The following is a 17,861-nucleotide window of genomic DNA, read 5'->3' as shown; positions in this document are numbered from 1 at the left end:
AACATGATCGAAAGCCCAAATCTTTCAGAAAATAAAGAAAAAACGCTTCGGGAACTCCTTGAACAATATACCCGATATTGGTATTTGTTTGCCTTGGGAGTGACGATCGCAATAGTTGCTGCCTTTATTTATCTTCGGTATTCAACACCGCTATATCTGAGTAAAGCCACAGTTATCGTTAAAGATGAGAAAAGCGGTGGAGGTCCGGCAGAATTGGCCGCCTTTTCGGATTATGGCGGATTCTTTTCAAAATTCAACAATAGTAATATTGAAAACGAACTGGCTATTTTTAAATCGAAACGCATTGTTACTGAAGTAATCCGAGAGTTGAATTTTAACATCACCTACGAATCCATAGGTACGATAAAGACGTCTGATATTTATGATTACAGACCATTTACAGTACAATTTCTTTCGTTCAAAGACAATGATGAGAACAGGGCGGTGCCAAAATTATTCTTTGAACTTATTTCTGAAACCGAATATGAGATCACAAACGAGAACGATGCCATAAAAGGAACTTATAGTTTCGGAAATCCCGTAGAGTTGCCTTTTGGTGTTATCACAGTGGTTCCCGAACTTGAGAATCTTGAAAAATTCAATAGCTATAAGGGAAAGACCATTTCTGTTTCATACAGACCGTTAGAGGCTGTGGCAATAAGCTACCAGAATCGAATTAACGTTGCCAACGAGATACGAAATAGCAACGTGGTTACACTTACCATGCAGTCTCCGGTTCGTGAAAAGGCCGAAGATTTTATAAACGAATTGATATTTCAGTATAATAAGGATGCTATTAACGACAGAAATCAGGTAGCTCAGAAAACCTCAAATTTCATTGATTCGAGACTAGAGATCATAACTGAAGAGCTTGATTCGGTAGAGCGAAATAAGGAGCAGTTCAAATCTAAAAACAGACTCACCAACATAGAGGCAGAAGCCCAGCTTATCCTCGAGAATTCAAGCGAATTCAATAAGCGTCAGTTGGATATCGGAACACAATTGGAATTGGCAAATTCTATGATTAATTATATGGAAAATGCTTCCGAAGATGATCTGTTACCTGCCAATATTGGGATAGAAAGTGAAGAAATTGCGAATACTGTGTCGAGTTACAATCAGCTAGTGCTAGAACGCAATCGATTGTTGAAAAACTCAACTATGAAGAACCCGGTAGTTGTAAATTTAAACAACCAGATAGAGCAGATGCGTTCGGGGGTTCGAAGCAGCCTTCAGAATATAAGTAATTCCCTTAAAATTTCCATGCGCGATCTAAATTATCAGGAATCGGTGCTCAACTCGAAAATATCTAAAGTTCCAACTCAAGAAAAACTTTACCGTGGCATAGAAAGACAGCAAAGCATTAAAGAACAACTATATCTTTTTCTACTTCAGCAGAGGGAAGAAGCGTCAATTTCACTAGCGGTTACAGCACCAAAGGCTAAGATCGTAGACAACGCATACAGTGGGAAGACACCAGTCTCGCCAAATAAGATGCTTATTTATCTCGGGGCTTTGATCGCGGGACTTTTAGTTCCATTTTTACTCATTTATCTGTCTTATTTACTGAATTCGAAGGTTAGTAACAGACTGGATGTAGAGCGGGTATTAGGTAGCACACCTATTCTTGGGGAGATCCCAAAACTGAAAAGAGGCGACGAAGAGCTTATTCAACATAATGATAGAAGTATATTGGCCGAGGCATTTCGAATTTTACGGACCAATTTGCAGTATCTCACTATAAACAAGGGAGATAGTATTAGAAAATCTAATGTAATTTTTGTTACTTCCACGATCAAGGGAGAGGGAAAGACCTTTGTGGCTTTTAATCTGGCACTAACCCTGGCACTCACGGGAAAAAAGGTTGTGCTGGTTGGGGGTGACATCAGAAACCCACAATTGCATAGATATTTACCCGATCAGTCAAAATCGCAACAAGGGCTTACGGAGTTTATTATCGATGAATCACTAAGTGCTACTTCTTTGGCAACGCCAAGTAATTACAATAAGAATCTAAGTATTATACTCTCGGGAGTTATTCCTCCAAATCCGGCCGAATTATTATTGCAGGACAGAACAAAGGAATTCTTCGATGAGTTAAATGAGAACTTCGATTTTGTGATCGTAGATACGGCACCTTCGATGTTGGTGACCGATACCATTTTGATCAATAAATTTGCAGACAAGCTTCTTTATGTGGTACGAGCCGGTTATACAGACAGACGATTGTTGGAATTTCCGAAGGATGCCATTGAAGACGGGCGTTTATCAGATGTAGCTATTGTACTGAACAATGTGAATATGAATAATTTTGGCTACGGAAATAAATACGGATATACCTATAGCGAGGAACAACAACCCTGGTATAAGCGTATCTTTCGCTCATAGCAGAATTTTTTAAAACTCAACCGACTAAATTCATATTATCCGTTTATGAGAAATGGTTTGATATTTCTGTTCCTATGTCTTGTTTCTGCCGCGAAATCACAAACGATCGATTGGCATGGGGAAGTAGCCTCTACGGGGATAGTTTCTTCAGAAAGTTCAATTCCTTTTTGGTTTTATACAAATACGCAAGGGGAGCTGGGAAGTATGACGAACTTTTCCGGAACGGCCTCTTTGAACGCATCCTATACTACCGGAAGCCACATATTTGAGGCAGGTGCTGCATTCTTTTACCGGGACGGTGTGATTGCCGATGAACTTCAGAGAAGGGATCTATTTTTCAGATATAGTAATAACTGGATAAAAACCACTTTAGGCTCGAAGATGAGACCCGTTGTAGCTAACGGACTTTCGGCCACCAATTTGGATTATTTAAATTCGGGCAACGCCAGACCTCTGCCGGGGTTGATCATTGAAGCGAATAAACCGATAAAGATCTCTGAAACTTTCGGAATAGACTGGGGAATTGCTCATTTTGCACTAAATGATGATCGCTTCGTTGAGGATGTCCGTGTACATTACAAGCGTTTAGGTGTGATCACAACATTCAATGAAACGAATACACTGAAAGTCTTGCTTCAACATTATGCCCAATGGGGAGGAACATCACCGGTATTTGGACCTTTAAAAGATGATTTTTCGGCATTTGTCGATGTATTCTTCGCCAGAGAAACGGCCGAAACCGGTATGGAAGGCGAAACACTGAATGCCTTGGGTAATCATTTAGGATCTTTGTTGCTGGATTACGAATTCAAGTCTTCGCTTGGTACATTTAACATATATCACGACCACCCTTTTGAGGATGGTTCAGGGACACGATTTGCAAACTTTCCGGACGGTGTTTGGGGGGTATTCTTTCAGCCTCAAAAAAATGCTGTGATAACCGCTGTTTTATATGAATATATAGATACTTTAGACCAAAGTGGGATTTCTGTGGGTAGCGGCTTCGATAATTATTTTAATAATAGTGTGTACAGAAATGGATGGCGGTATGATGAGTTTATTATTGGTATGCCGTTCTTTGTATCAGATAATTCGATAGAAATAACAGCAACCACGGTTCCAATTACAAGTAACCGTACCCGTGCACACCATTTTGGATTGTCGGGTACATTCAAAAAGATAGACTGGAAATTCAAAACTTCTTATGTTGAGAATAAGGGGTTGTTAAGCCGACCCTTCAATCAGACTGTAAAGGCCTGGTATAATTATGCCGAAGTTGCTTATACAACTCAAAAACTCGGGACAGTTAAGGGACTTATAGGTATAGATTCCAGCAACATCAGTGAAACAATAATTGGAGGAGGAGTGAAGTATATTTATTCTTTCTGATTGACTAAGGAAATAGTATCTTAGCAACTTGTAAAATAATTAATTTTAAAAAATTAAAACTATGGGAGTAGGCGGATTAGTTATAGGTACCATCGTACTGTGTTTAGTTATTGCGTTAATCATCGAGATCAAAGAGCGGGTATAGGTCTTCTCATTTTTGAATTTTTTTCGTTCCTGAAGTTTCTTTTCTTCAGGCTTACTTTCCGATACAGAAATTTGCAAAGATATTTCCTAAAAGATCATCGTTGGTGATCTCTCCGGTGATCTCTCCAAAATAGTACAGGGCTTGTCGTATATCGATGGCCAGTAGGTCTCCGCTTAGATTACTGTCGATTCCGCTTTGTACTTTCTGAATTTCTTCTAATGCCTTCAGCAGGGCATCATAATGTCGTGTATTGGTCACTATAGTTTCATTATTGCGTAGTGCACCTGTATTCACAAAGTCGAGCAGTCTGGTTTTTAATTCCTCTATACCTTCACCGGTTTTGGCTGAAATAAGAAGATGGTGTAGTCCATTGAGCGTATTCAATGAAGCGGAAAGCTGTTTTATCTCGTGAGTTGAAAGTTGGTCACTCTTGTTAGCTATCACGATCAGCTGCTTCTGCGGAAATCTGTTCTTTACTTTCTCGATCTCTATAAGGATCTGTGACATATCCCCCACTAGATTGGGCGATGTTTGAGACGTAGAATGGGTATTCTTTGACCCTAATAGAGAAGCGTCGAATAAATAAACAACCACCTGTGCCGCTTCCATTTTTTCGAAGGTTTTTTTTATTCCAAGTCCTTCTATGGTATCTGTTGTCTCTCTAATTCCTGCCGTATCTATAAACCTAAACCCTATACCGCCAATTGACAATTCATCTTCAATAGTATCTCTCGTAGTACCTGCTATATCACTCACTATAGAACGCTCCTCGTTGAGCAAGGCATTTAACAAGGTAGATTTTCCCACATTGGGTTCGCCTACTATAGCAACAGGTATCCCGTTCTTGAGCACATTTCCGGTTGCGAATGAATCTATTAGCCGTTTCAGGACTTGTGTTATTCGGGATATAAGTTTCTGAAAATCTTCACGGTTTGCAAACTCTACATCCTCTTCCGCAAAATCCAATTCAAGTTCAATAAGCGACGCAAAATGCAATAATTCCTCCCGAAGCAATTTAATTTCAGAAGAGAAGCCGCCACGCATTTGTTGAATAGCCAGCTGGTGCGAAGCCGCACTGTCTGAAGCGATAAGATCGGCTACGGCTTCGGCCTGACTCAGATCCATCTTGCCGTTTATGAATGCGCGTAATGTAAATTCACCGGCCTGTGCCATTCTGCAACCACTTCTTAGGCATAATTGTATGATTTCCTGTTGAATGAAGGGGCTCCCGTGACAAGAGATTTCAACCACATCTTCTCCGGTATAACTGTTGGGATTCTTAAACAGGGTGGCCAGTACCTCGTCGATCACTCGATCACCATCTTTAATATGCCCAAGGTGTACTGTGTGCGTTTTTTGATTTTCAAGTTTCTTTTTTGAAACTGAATGAAACAGTGAAGACGCTGTGGAAATTGCATCAATTCCCGAAAGCCTGATGACGGCGATGGCTCCTGCTCCCGAAGGTGTTGCTAAGGCAACTATGGTATCGTTGTGTATCATTTCAGCTACAAAAATAGTAATATTGTGCTGCCGGACGTACACGAGCTGATTTTAATTGTTGATCCGGTGATTGTAACATTTTTTATTTTTTTCTACTAATTAAATGAAACCTCTTAAATCGATCAAAAAATGGAAGTCATCAACCACACTCAAAAGCGAAGCGACAAACAATTAGTTGTTGTAATGCACCTGTCACAATTATTGGGCTATTTTATTGGCTTCGGAAGTTTAATTGCACCTCTTATCATTTGGTTAACTACAAAGGAAAAAGTCATCGAGATGGATGAGCACGGGAAGGCCGCTGTAAACTTTCAGATAAGCCTCTTATTGTATATTGTTTTAAGTATTCCTGCAATTCTATTGCTTGGCTTAGGTATACTTACGCTTATTATGGCATGTGTAGTTGGATTTATAATGCCTATTGTAAATGCAATCCGAGCCAGTAACGGGGAATCTCCCAGTTACTTTTTAACGATACGGTTTATTTCTTAAGAATTAATTGCAAAAAACCCGCCATTTGGCGGGTTTGTGTTGTTTCTGAAATTAGTTTTTAATAAACCTTAAGTGTGTTGTGTCATCGATAGAAAGTATATAACTACCGGAGGCCAAATCTGAAATATCGATCTCTTCCATTGGAGATAGCGTTAATTCTTTTACTTTTTGACCTAACATATTCATAATTGCAACCGCAGCTGGTTCCTGCACCCCTGAAATGTTTATAATACCACCATTTGCAGGATTGGGATATAAGGTTAACCTAGACGCATTGGACTCTTCAATTCCAAGCAGCAGCGGATATTTCGAAATCTTATTGGCACCACTTTCAAGTATAAATAAAAATTCATTGTTAAGAGCGATATCACTGGGCTGATTGAGACCGGTAACCAGATCTTCGGCTATATTCGACCCCGAAGTAATATCATTTACAGAAATTTTATTATCATTCCGCTCAGCAATATAGAGGTTAGTAGAATTTAACCGGATTCCTAATGGTCGGTTTACACCAACCACCACGTCTACAGGCGTTGTAACACCACTTGTAACATCGACGGTCGAAACACGGTTTGCTATTCCGCTCGATATATAGAGGAGATTATCATCAAAGACCAATCCGATGGGATTGAAATTAAATGCAGAAGTGGCGACGACTTCCGGGGCACCGGGATTAGTATAATCTACGCGCCTTACCGTATTGTTGTTATTATCAGAAAAATAAATGAAGTTTCCTCGAATTGCCAGACCGTTGGGAGTGTTTAATCCGGTAATCACATCCTGTACCGTCGGATTTGGATTTGAAATATCAATTTTCGATATCTTTCCCCCGTTAAATTGAGCAACATAGAGATCGTTCCCGTTTAAAACCATGCCCGTGGCCGTACTCAAACCAGTGACTACCACTTCTGGGGTAGGAGATGGAACAGTGATGTCTATTTTAGAAATTGTGCTGGGCGTCGTAAAATAGAGATCATTTCCGTTTAACAATAACCTGGAAGGATCGTTAAGGCCGGTAACTACGTCGGTAAGTTGAGCGTTGACAGAACATAGTGGAATGCAGATTAAAAGTAAAAATAAGTAAAGTGTTCTCATGAAGTACATTTTTAAAGTTAGTGATATACATACATCGACTCATCTTTAAAATGTCATCATTCTCTAAACGGGAAGTCAATCCCAATTTGCTACTATTTTAAATTTTTAGTATTTCCACAAGCCTAATACGGGGCATAGAAAGCGTGGGTTTAGGACGATATTTGAAGTTTCTGAGTGTTTCTTTACGATTAAGTTTGATTCATAGATTGTTGAATTAATCGTATGCAGAATTTCATACAACTTCATTACTATGAATTCCTATCGTTTTTTAAAATCCTGATCCTTGAATATAATGGCGTAGATGATGTAAAAGCCAAGCAAGGCAGCCACAAAAAACAACAGGATCGCCAGACCGGGATACCCGAAGATCTTCCACGACGTTGGAATTTGAATTAACAGGGCAGCACCAATGATCATCGCGGCAATTATAAGACCCAAAGTGATACGGTTGGCGACTTTTTGGAAAGCGTCGGTAAATCTATCTTCATTAATGGCATCAACTTTAACCTTAAATTGATTCGTAGAAAGATTTTCCAATATAGCATTGAGTCGCTCGGGCATTTTCTCTGTTAATTTCTTAGTTTCCAGTATAAGATTAAATATGTTCTCAGGCTTTAACTCGCTAATGGTCTTGGTGTGCATTATTTTTTTTATATACCCTCGAATAGTTTCATTCACATTGTATCGGGGAGAAAGTTCCGCGACGATTTGATCCATATTGAGCAGTATTTTTGCTAACATATTTAAGGGTGCTGGAATTTGAATGCCATGATGTGCTGCAATTCTGTTCATTTGTATGATATGACGCCCCGTTTGCATTGTATCAGCTTTGCTTATTTCACTCTCCTGAATGAGACGACTTATATTCTTGTTGAACCCATCTATATTTGCAGTCTCTTGATCATAATGACTCATTGCCAGTATAACTTTAGACACCTGATTACTATCATAACTACTCAATCCAATCATTAATTGAAGAATTTCGCTTTGCAATTCTTTAGTAAAATGAGCAGTCATTCCCAAATCCATTAAGGCTAACCTGTTGTCGTTAGTAATAAAAATATTACCCGGATGAGGATCGGCATGAGCAAAACCATCTTCTATAACTTGCTTCAAATAACCACATATTAAGTCATCTAAAAGTGGATCTAAATTCTTCTCCATTCTCTTTAGCGGACTCACTTTCGTCACTTTTTGCCCCTCAACGAGTTCCATTGTCAATACTTTCGAAGAAGTATAGTCCAAAATGGGTTGTGGTACATGTAAATGGTTAAAGTGTTTTAAATTTTCTGCTAAAAGCATAAGATGTTCGGCTTCAGCATTATAGTCGAGTTCTTGAAGCAGGGTATATCTTAATTCATCCACTAGCTCGGCTACATTGTACTTTCGTGCATCTTCCGAATTTTTTACAGCCCAAGTGGCTATTTCTTGTAAGGTATTTAGATCTTTTAAAAATTGCTCCCGAATCTGCGGACGCTGTATTTTTACGGCAACCTTTTTTCCGGAATGAAGAACGGCTTTGTGAACCTGTCCAATGGAAGCACTTGCCATTGGAATTTCATCAAACTCCTTAAAGCATTTTGAGATACGTGATCCTATTACCTCTTCAAAAGTTTCGTGAATTTGTTCGTACGGAATTGTTTCTACATCATCTTGTAATTGACACAAAGCTTCTAAATATGATTCCGGAAGTAGATCCGGACGTGTAGATAGTAGTTGCCCAAGTTTAATATAGGTGGGACCCATTGTTTTCAGATCCTTCACAAATTCTTCCGGATCCTGATCAAATGACGACCGTTCTATCTCTGTATCTTTGCCTAATGCCCGATCGGACGAATATTTAACGAGATCACTATTCCAGTACTTAATTATAAAACTGAAAAACTTACGATATCGGTCAATAGCTTCCGGAAGTATGGACATAGAGAATATTTATTAAAAAAATTTTAATTAAAAATAGAGCAGAAAAATTATAAGGTTGTTAGCTTTTTGTTAAACTCTAGTTTGGTCATTCCTGCTTTAACCCATTTATAATGATATCGAACTCCTCATTACAATCTTGCACTTTGGTAGATAACAGTGAATTATCTATAGGATTTTCTTGTAGTAAATTGCGACATTCTTTTAAATATTCACTTAACCGATCTGCCTGTATATAATAAAGGGTCATGGTGCTTTTATGAATGAGATCGGAAAGCAGATTTATGTCTTTTTTATTTACGGCTTTGTTAAAATCCTTTTGATAGCTTATGACTCCATCAAGTGAACTTAATTTGAATTTTTTAAGATATTCAGGTTTATTACTGGCCATCTTCTCAAAACGGGAGAGGTTGAAGCTGGCGCTTACTGGACGTTTAATTTTAGATTTACTCATTTTCCTTAGATTTACGGAAGGTTGCTGCGTTTTAGCACTTTTAGGGGAAGATTCCTTTGAAGGAGTTTTGTATTTTAATAATATCTCATACAATTCTTTCGGTTGAAACGGTTTGGGAAGGTGATCATCAATACCTGCTTCCTGAAGCTGTTTGTTTACTTCGCCTTTCGTAGAGGCAGAAAATGCAACAATCACCGATTTATTTTTTTGCTTCAATTTCCTGATCTTTTTCGCAGTTTCATAACCACTCATTTTCGGCATTTGCAAATCCAGTAATATTAGATCGAAGTGCTTTCTCTCCAAAATGTGTAGGGCTTCAGCGCCACTTTCAGCCGAATTATATTTTATATTCCATTGATCTAAATACTGTTCGGCTATAAATATATTTGCAGGATTATCGTCAACAACCAACACCTTTATCTTCCCGAATTTATGCTTTTTAGAAGGAGACGGTAAGGCATCTACTTTTGGAACCACACTATCAGACAAGGAATACCAAATACTAAAACTAAATGTTGATCCTTCTTTTAATTTGCTGGTTACAGATAAAGTACTATTGTGAAGTTCTAATAGCTTTTTGCTGATAGTTAGACCCAGTCCGGTACCTCCAAATTCTACACTTACATCATAGCTTGCCTGAGAAAATTCCTGAAAGATCGCTTCCAGTTTTTCTTCCGGTATTCCTATTCCGGTATCAGTAACTAAGAATTGTAAACATACCTCGTTTTCATTCTTTTCTAACAAGGAAATTTTCAATGAAACAGACCCCTCTTTAGTAAATTTTATGGCATTCCCAATAAGGTTGGTTAAGACCTGTTTAAGCTTTACAGGATCTCCTATAAGGTTGTGAGGAACATTGTTGTCGAACACTACATTCATCTTAATTCCCTTTTCCTTCGCCCTTACCGAAAAGGTGTGATTTATAATCGTAGTGAGATCATGAATATTAAAGGGAACATGCTCTAATGCAATCTTTTTAGCTTCGATCTTACTTAGATCAAGGAGATTGTTCACCAAACTAAGTAAATGTTCAGAAGAATGGAGCAATAAGCGAGCGTATTCTTTTTGATTTTTGTTCAACGGAGTTTGATGCAGTAGGTTCCCAATTCCCAGGATAGAATTCAAGGGTGTTCTAATTTCATGGCTGATGGTAGCTAGAAAATCGGCTTTTGCTTTTGAATCAGCTTCGGCCTTTCGCTTGGCTTCCAACAAGGCAGCCTCATAATGCCAGCGATCGGAAATATCCAGTATGGTAGCCTGATAGGTGGAAGGTTGGTCATTTTCATGGGGGATCTCTCTAACATTTATAAGGCCGTGAAGTATACTTTTGTCCTTTCTCAGAATATCAAAATATACTTCTTTTATAAAGCCCTGCATTTTAATAAGAGGAAAAAAATGTGTTTCAAAGAATATTTGTCCTCCTATTTTAAACAGACTCGGGAGTGTACGTACATTAATTAATTCCTCCTTTTCATAACCCAGCCAATTGCAGAGTGTCTTATTTATATCATAAATAAGACCGTCATTCTGAAATGAGATCGAACCACATGGCGCATTGTCATATAGATCAAGTGCCGCTTTTAGCCGACCCGGATCAAGATTTTCAGATTTTTCATTGTTCTCCACACTTCTTCCTATAAAAACTCTTTAATTGCTTCAGCAGTTTCTTTGGGTGCACTTAAATTGGGACAATGACCTGTGGCATTTATAATTTTTAATTTTCCGTTTTTTAAATTCTTCGCCGTATATTCTCCTACTTCAATTGGTGCAATGACATCTTGCTTGCATTGTATGATTAGGCAGGGTACCGATACAGAATGAAGGTCTTTCCGGTTATCGGATAAGAAGGTAACTCGGGCAAAATTCTTCGCGATCTCCGGATCCGTACTGCAAAAACTGGAACTTAACTCTTCTCCTAAGTGAGGCCTGTCTGCATTGCCCATAATAACCGGAGCCATAGTTTGCGACCATCCAAGATAATTACTATCTAAGGTTTCTAGAAGTTCCATAATGGACGATTCTTCGAAACCACCCTTATAAGTTTCATCATCTATATATCTCGGGGAGGGCCCTATCATAATCATTTTAGAGAATGTTTCCGGCGATTTGTTAGCCGCCAAAACTCCGATCATGGCACTTACTGAATGACCTATAAAAATCACATCTCTTAATTCCAGTTCCTTGCATATCGTAATAATGTCATCGGCATAGGCTTCCAATGAACTATACTTATCTTTAGAATAGGCGGTTATATCAGATTTTCCTGCCCCTATATAATCAAAAAGAACGATCTTATAATCATTTTCAAAATAAGGGTACAAAAACCGGAACATATTTTGATCACAACCATAGCCATGAGCAAATAGCATGGGCTGAGAACCGTTTCCAAGAACATTTATATTGAACAATTGTTCAATGCTGGTATTTTTTGAACTTTTCATGTTTTGTTGCTAGTAACAATTAAAATACATAAAAAAAATTTGACAGAATAATAAAATGATTCATTACACTTTCAAAGATACTATTTAAACCTTCTTATTATATCAAATATCCCGCAACTAGGCGGGATATTTGATTTTTAAACTATTAAATTTTCGTCTATCAGTTATTCAGCATAACGGGCATCACTAACATTGTTACCTGTTCGCCGTCATCCAAACCGTCTACCGGAGTAAGAATTCCCGCACGATTAGGCAACGACATTTCCAACGAGACTTCATCGCTGGTTAGATTGCTAAGCATTTCGGTAAGAAATCGCGAATTAAATCCAATTTGCATATCGTCGCCCTGATAGTCACATGTTAATCGTTCTTCGGCTTTATTACTGTAATCGATGTCTTCGGCAGAAATATTGAGTTCGGCACCGGCGATCTTAAGACGGATCTGGTGCGTGGTCTTATTCGAAAAAATGGAAACTCTTCGCACAGAGTTAAGGAATTGATTTCGGTCTATAGTAAGCTTATTGGGGTTTTCCTTCGGAATTACCGCTTCGTAATTGGGGTATTTTCCATCGATTAGCCTGCAGATCATTTCGGTGCCTTCAAAAATGAACTTAGCATTGCTTTCGTTGTATTCTATGGTCACTTCCTCTTCACTACCGGCTAGAATGCTTTTTAAAAGATTTAATGGCTTTTTAGGCATAATGTACTCGGCAGTCTGAGTGGCAGTGACGTCTTCCCGGCTGTATTTTACTAGCTTATGAGCATCGGTTGCAACAAACGTAAGCCCTTCCGTAGAAAACTGAAAGAATACACCACTCATTACCGGACGCAGATCGTCATTTCCACTGGCAAAAATGGTCTTGCTAATCGCTGTTGCCAACACATCACCTTGTACTTTAGTTGAAGAAGGATCTTTTAGTTCCACAGCAGTAGGAAATTCTTCTCCGTTGGCATAGGCCAGAGCGTATTTCCCGTGATTACTGCTAATTTCAACGGTGTTGTTGTCTTCAATCGTAAATGTGAGCGGTTGCTCGGGAAAGGTTTTTAGCGTATCCAACAGCAAACGCGCAGGAATACAAACACTGCCTTTTTCGCTGCTTTCCACTTTTAAATTTGAGGAAATGGTGGTCTCAAGATCTGAAGCAGACACCGTTAACGCATTACCGTCCAGATTGAACAAAAAATTATCTAAAATAGGCAGGGTATTATTGGTATTTATGATCCCACCCAAAACTTGTAACTGCTTTAATAAGTACGAACTCGATACGATGAACTTCATTGAATCTTTTTTATGAGAATTGATTAAATCTTACGCCTTTTTCCGTTTCGGCTTACCTACAAATATATTTCAATTGAGACGTTTGTAAAAACTAACTTATTAACATTTAGCGGGCGTATTTTCGCTTTCTGAAGTATTGAAAGAATATTCCGAAGATTGCTAATAAACCCAATGGTAACAGCATGTTAATTAGCTGCCATTTGGTGCGCTCCTCACTGGTTTTTTGCGGATCTAGAAACGGAACTGCGATTTTTTTAGAACGAATGTTTATAAGTCCGCTGTCATCAAGAAGATAATTTACGGTATTGAGCAAAAATTCTTTGTTTCCGTAGAACGCCTGAGTGTATTTGTCGAAGCCTAATTCGAGCGGACGATTCCTGTCTAACTGATTTTTTATAATATCCCCGTCACTTACAACTACCATTTTAGTAGGAATGCTTGTTGTTTTTACTTCTGATAGCTGAAATGGTTTTATTCGGTTGGTAAAAGCCGATGGAAATTCTCCCTCGAGTAAGACCGCCAAAGGAACTTCTCCGGCCGAAAATTCCTCGGGATCGGGACCTTCATTTACGATTTTCAGATTCTTTGGAATTTCCCCATCCAGATCGATCTCGTGAGGTAGTCCCACAATCTTCGTGATAGGTGAGGTGGTAAGTAAAATAGTTTTCTTTACATCATTCTGAAGCACATCAATTCCGCTGGCGTAATCGAATTTTACGGCTTCGATATTGGTAACCACCGGGTGTTCATTAGCACTGTTACTCAGTGGAAAATAAAACCACGGATAGCGGTTAAACTGGGTCTCGTTTTCATTTCCTGATGCCAATACTATCGGAGCGGAATAGAGATCCTTAACCAGGTTTGGGTTGATCCTGACGCCATATTTAAAAAAGAAATCACCCAGATTAAGGTCCTTTCCAAAAGCAAAAGTTCTGCCACTTATCGTATCCTGAACATTTTCTGTTGCGTCCATAAGCCATAAGGAAGCCCCACCATGCATTATGTACTGATCTAGAATATATTTTTCAGAAGTACTGAAAACCTCGGTTGGTTTTGCCGCAACGATAAGATCGAAACTTTTAAGCTGATCTAATGTTTTAATCGGAGCCGTTTCGGCCGAATCCAGTGTAAACGGGGCAATAAAATAGTAATTGCGAAGTGTAGCAAAAAAATCAGCTATATAGCGATCGTCCATTTCACCGTTACCCTTTAAAACAGCAACCTTTCTCTTTTTAGGATGAATAAGCTTATTGAAACCGTCGGCAAAGGCGTATTCCAAATTCTGAATAGAGTTGTTTACACGTTCTTCGGATGTGGTTCCCAACTGATTTTTCAGTATAGGGATCTTCACGGTTTGCTCACCGTTATAGGCAAGAGCCCACGGATAAACCAGAGCCGTCGATAGTTTTCCGTTCTCCTGTACCTGAACCTGAGCTGCTGTCAAGCCAAAAGAGGCTAATTGCTGCTGAATGGCTTCGCTGTTTTCTTCATCTTCGAGCGGATCGATAAATTCGAATTTTATATTTGAGTTGTAAGCTGCGAACTCTTCAAGCAACTGACGGGTTTCGGTTTGAAGTCGTCTGAATTCAGGTGGAAAATCCCCCTTCATAAACACGTCGACCACTATAGGTGACTCTAAGGTTTCAATGGTCTCTTTAGCGGCTTCAGATAACGTATAACGTTTATCCTGAGTAAGATCGAAACGCTTATACAAAAAGTTGCCGGCAATATTCAGTAAAAGTAATGCCAGTAACAACAAGCCAAATTGAGTGATATTTTTTCTGTGACCGCTCATTAGCTTTTTTTAAGACGTAAGACCGTTAAACCAATAAATACCAATGCAATGCTTAAGAAGTAAATCACGTCGCGCGTATCGATCACTCCTCTGGCTACACTGTCGAAATGAGCTTTCATTCCAAAGTTTTCAATGGGAAATTCTGAAATTAGTCCGGCCAATCCCTCAAATCCATAAAACAGTGCAAAACATAAAAACACTGCAATGATAAATGCTACGATCTGGTTTTCAGAAAGTGTTGAGGAAAAAACGCCTATGGCTGCATACGCAATTACTAAAAACAATAAACCTATATAAGAGCCCAGTGTAGAACCTCCATCCCAGTTCCCTTCTGGATTACCCAATTGTGATATGGTAAGAACATACAGTAGTGTAGGTACAATTGCAATGATGATAAGAGTTATGGCCCCAAAATATTTTCCAAGAACGATACTTCGCACCGAAATAGGCTTTGTAAGCAATAATTCCAGTGTACCCATTTTTAGTTCGTCACTGAAACTGCGCATGGTCACAGCCGGAATCAGGAAAAGAAGCACCCAGGGAGCCAATTCAAAAAATGCTGAAAGATCTGCAAATCCGGCATCGAGAATATTGTAATTCCCGGGAAACACCCAGAGAAAGAGTCCGTTGATCACCAAAAAAACAGCAATAACCAGATACCCGATGGGTCCGGCAAAAAATGACGCTATTTCTCTTTTAATTATTGGGTACATTCAACTTAATCTTTGTTGTTATGATTCACATTTCACGATACAAAGTATCCACGCTCCAGGCTTCTGCTTTTATTCTGAACTTTGGCTTGGTTTGTGCCCAAACTTCTTTAAACAGAGCACTCTTTCTGTAATTTTCAAGATCCTGCTCCATTTCCCAACGACTATAGGTAAAAAAGATTGTATCATCATTCTTATCCCGATACAATTCGAGAAACCTACATCCGGGAAACGAGCGTATTTTATTTTTTACGTTTTCAAAATTAGAAAGAAAAGCGGGTACCTCTGTGGCTTTAAATTCCATTTTTACAATTCTTGTAAACATTTTTTTCAGATTCAGATTTAGTATCCTCGTTTAGGTCGCATCAAAGTTTACAGTTACGGTATCACGAAATTCGAGGCCGAATAGGGTAGAGGCACTTCCTACAGTTGAGGGATTACTTTTGTAAATGGCCAATTCCAGATAATTACTACTGTTCCACAGTGCGAGTTTCTTCCCGTCTTCTTCACGCTTTTCAGGAGGGAGGTCAAAATTGATCGCATCACTGTAATTGGTGTACACCTTATTAAAGCTGGCAGTACGGGCAGTTATTTTAAAGGGGCGGCCTTTTCCAACTTCATCGAACAAACTCTTGGTGATGTTAGACACCACATTTCCGTAGTTGTCAATATAGATCACATTTCCTATGATCTGGTTTGCCTCCCGGTTCACCACCGGACGAATGCCTGTAAGTTCTTTTAATTCTGAAATGGGTTTCCCAATAACTTCTAAGGTTCCGCCTCTTGCTAAATGACATGCTACTTTTACAAAGACATCCAGAACGGGAAAATTACTGTCAATACGATCGTGTATGTTGATTTCAACGATCTTTTCCGGATTTATTTCTGAAGCCAGCATTGAAATGATCCCGTTGTTGGCACAGATAAAATAATGCCCATCCAGATATACGGCAATATGTTTGTTCTCGGGGTTTAGTCCCGAATCGATTCCAATGATATGAACCGTACCCTGCGGAAAACTACGATAGGCATTCTGAATGATATATGCAGCCTCTGAGATATGAAACGGTGATACCGAATGCGAGATATCAACAATCCTTACATCGTCCAATTCACTGTAAATAGCACCTTTTACCCCTCCTGCAAAGTGATCTTTCTCTCCAAAATCGGTTGTAAGCGTTATGATGGGCATGGAAAATTGTTGATATTTTGTTAATTTAAGTACCACAAAAATAGGTTACTTTTGTGAGTAGCAAAACTATTTTTACGCCATATAATTAAATTTAAATATTCCCGCTTTTGAATGAACTTATTATTGAATTAACCGAAATTAGCCCAAGAGATTTTTTCGGACTTCAGAATGCTAATATCGACCTTCTGAAAAAATACTTTCCTAAACTAAAGATCGTTGCCCGGGGCAGTAAAATAAGGGCTTATGGCGACGAAGAGATTCTCGAAGAATTCGACACAAGACTTACCATGCTCCTCGAACATTTTGCCAAGTACAACAAGCTTGATGAAAACGAGATAGAGCGAATCCTCCAAAGTGAGAGTAAGGAAGATTACGAAACTCCTCCAAGTAGTAATGAAGTTCTTGTACATGGGGTTAATGGGAAACTAATCAAGGCTCAAACTGCCAATCAGCGTAAGCTGGTTAACCTCATGAGTAAAAATGATATGGTATTTGCAGTTGGTCCGGCCGGAACGGGGAAAACCTATACCGGTGTGGCACTCGCGGTTAAAGCACTAAAAGAGAAGCAGGTAAAACGAATTATATTAACCAGACCTGCCGTGGAGGCCGGAGAAAATTTGGGTTTTTTACCGGGCGACCTCAAGGAGAAGCTCGATCCGTATATGCAACCTTTGTATGACGCATTGCGCGATATGGTCCCACATGAAAAGCTAGAGTCTCATATTGAAAAAGGGGTAATCCAGATCGCACCATTAGCATTTATGCGGGGTCGTACCTTAGATAATGCTTTTGTAATTCTTGACGAAGCACAAAATACCACGCACGCACAAATGAAGATGTTTCTCACCCGTATGGGTAAGAACGCTAAATTTATGATTACCGGTGACCCTGGACAGATCGATCTTCCTAGACGGGTTATTTCAGGATTAAAGGAAGCTTTGTTGGTTTTAAAAGACGTGGATGGGGTAGGTATGATCTATCTTGATGATAAGGATGTCATTCGTCACCGATTGGTAAAAAAGGTGATCGCTGCGTACAAAGCGATAGAAAATGTAGACTAA

General features: G+C 39.1%; 14 protein-coding genes. 4 read left to right on the top strand and 10 right to left on the bottom strand.

What is annotated here, in order from left to right:
• Nucleotides 1-3 precede the first annotated feature (3 nt).
• Complete coding sequence (locus ALE3EI_RS12080) at nucleotides 4-2,388, top strand: GumC family protein (protein WP_186989002.1); 2,385 nt, start codon at nucleotides 4-6, stop codon at nucleotides 2,386-2,388.
• A gap of 45 nt (nucleotides 2,389-2,433) precedes the next feature.
• Nucleotides 2,434-3,777: a capsule assembly Wzi family protein gene (locus tag ALE3EI_RS12075; protein WP_186989000.1), complete on the top strand. Its 1,344-nt coding sequence runs from the start codon at nucleotides 2,434-2,436 to the stop codon at nucleotides 3,775-3,777.
• A 196-nt stretch (nucleotides 3,778-3,973) separates the two neighbouring features.
• On the opposite strand, the gene mnmE is transcribed toward ALE3EI_RS12075, so the two are convergent.
• Nucleotides 3,974-5,422 (bottom strand): tRNA uridine-5-carboxymethylaminomethyl(34) synthesis GTPase MnmE, encoded by a 1,449-nt coding sequence (gene mnmE / locus ALE3EI_RS12070; protein ID WP_186988998.1) that lies wholly within the window; start codon nucleotides 5,420-5,422, stop codon nucleotides 3,974-3,976.
• Between the two features lie 129 nt (nucleotides 5,423-5,551).
• Here mnmE and ALE3EI_RS12065 point away from each other — a divergent pair, with 129 nt between their 5' ends.
• Nucleotides 5,552-5,914 (top strand): DUF4870 domain-containing protein, encoded by a 363-nt coding sequence (locus ALE3EI_RS12065; RefSeq protein WP_186988996.1) that lies wholly within the window; start codon nucleotides 5,552-5,554, stop codon nucleotides 5,912-5,914.
• 51 nt (nucleotides 5,915-5,965) lie between these two features.
• On the opposite strand, the gene ALE3EI_RS12060 is transcribed toward ALE3EI_RS12065, so the two are convergent.
• From ALE3EI_RS12060 to ALE3EI_RS12020, 9 genes are all read right to left on the bottom strand, one after another.
• Nucleotides 5,966-7,009: a T9SS type A sorting domain-containing protein gene (locus ALE3EI_RS12060; protein WP_186988994.1), complete on the bottom strand. Its 1,044-nt coding sequence runs from the start codon at nucleotides 7,007-7,009 to the stop codon at nucleotides 5,966-5,968.
• A gap of 258 nt (nucleotides 7,010-7,267) precedes the next feature.
• Nucleotides 7,268-8,932: an ABC1 kinase family protein gene (locus ALE3EI_RS12055; protein WP_186988992.1), complete on the bottom strand. Its 1,665-nt coding sequence runs from the start codon at nucleotides 8,930-8,932 to the stop codon at nucleotides 7,268-7,270.
• Between the two features lie 85 nt (nucleotides 8,933-9,017).
• Nucleotides 9,018-11,009, bottom strand: coding sequence for an ATP-binding protein (locus ALE3EI_RS12050; RefSeq protein WP_186988990.1), 1,992 nt, complete (start codon nucleotides 11,007-11,009; stop codon nucleotides 9,018-9,020).
• An 8-nt stretch (nucleotides 11,010-11,017) separates the two neighbouring features.
• The gene (locus ALE3EI_RS12045; RefSeq protein ID WP_186988988.1) at nucleotides 11,018-11,824 is read right to left on the bottom strand and encodes an alpha/beta fold hydrolase; all 807 of its coding nucleotides are present in this window, start codon (nucleotides 11,822-11,824) and stop codon (nucleotides 11,018-11,020) included.
• A gap of 160 nt (nucleotides 11,825-11,984) precedes the next feature.
• The gene (gene dnaN, locus ALE3EI_RS12040; protein WP_186988986.1) at nucleotides 11,985-13,103 is read right to left on the bottom strand and encodes a DNA polymerase III subunit beta; all 1,119 of its coding nucleotides are present in this window, start codon (nucleotides 13,101-13,103) and stop codon (nucleotides 11,985-11,987) included.
• Between the two features lie 106 nt (nucleotides 13,104-13,209).
• Nucleotides 13,210-14,898 (bottom strand): gliding motility-associated ABC transporter substrate-binding protein GldG, encoded by a 1,689-nt coding sequence (gene gldG, locus ALE3EI_RS12035; RefSeq protein WP_186988984.1) that lies wholly within the window; start codon nucleotides 14,896-14,898, stop codon nucleotides 13,210-13,212.
• Nucleotides 14,898-15,611: a gliding motility-associated ABC transporter permease subunit GldF gene (gene gldF / locus ALE3EI_RS12030; RefSeq protein ID WP_186988982.1), complete on the bottom strand. Its 714-nt coding sequence runs from the start codon at nucleotides 15,609-15,611 to the stop codon at nucleotides 14,898-14,900. The genes gldG and gldF overlap by 1 nt, the downstream gene beginning before the upstream one ends.
• A 25-nt stretch (nucleotides 15,612-15,636) precedes the next feature.
• The gene (locus ALE3EI_RS12025; protein WP_186988980.1) at nucleotides 15,637-15,933 is read right to left on the bottom strand and encodes a putative quinol monooxygenase; all 297 of its coding nucleotides are present in this window, start codon (nucleotides 15,931-15,933) and stop codon (nucleotides 15,637-15,639) included.
• A 30-nt stretch (nucleotides 15,934-15,963) separates the two neighbouring features.
• A complete protein-coding gene (locus tag ALE3EI_RS12020) occupies nucleotides 15,964-16,800 on the bottom strand; it encodes an SAM hydrolase/SAM-dependent halogenase family protein (RefSeq protein WP_186988978.1) in 837 nt (278 codons plus the stop codon).
• Between the two features lie 107 nt (nucleotides 16,801-16,907).
• Between ALE3EI_RS12020 and ALE3EI_RS12015 the strand changes: the two genes are divergently transcribed.
• Nucleotides 16,908-17,861, top strand: coding sequence for a PhoH family protein (locus ALE3EI_RS12015; RefSeq protein WP_186988976.1), 954 nt, complete (start codon nucleotides 16,908-16,910; stop codon nucleotides 17,859-17,861).

This window comes from Constantimarinum furrinae (assembly GCF_014295415.1).
Taxonomy (GTDB): Bacteria; Bacteroidota; Bacteroidia; order Flavobacteriales; family Flavobacteriaceae; genus Constantimarinum; species Constantimarinum furrinae.
This window is presented reverse-complemented; position numbering and strand designations above follow the sequence as displayed.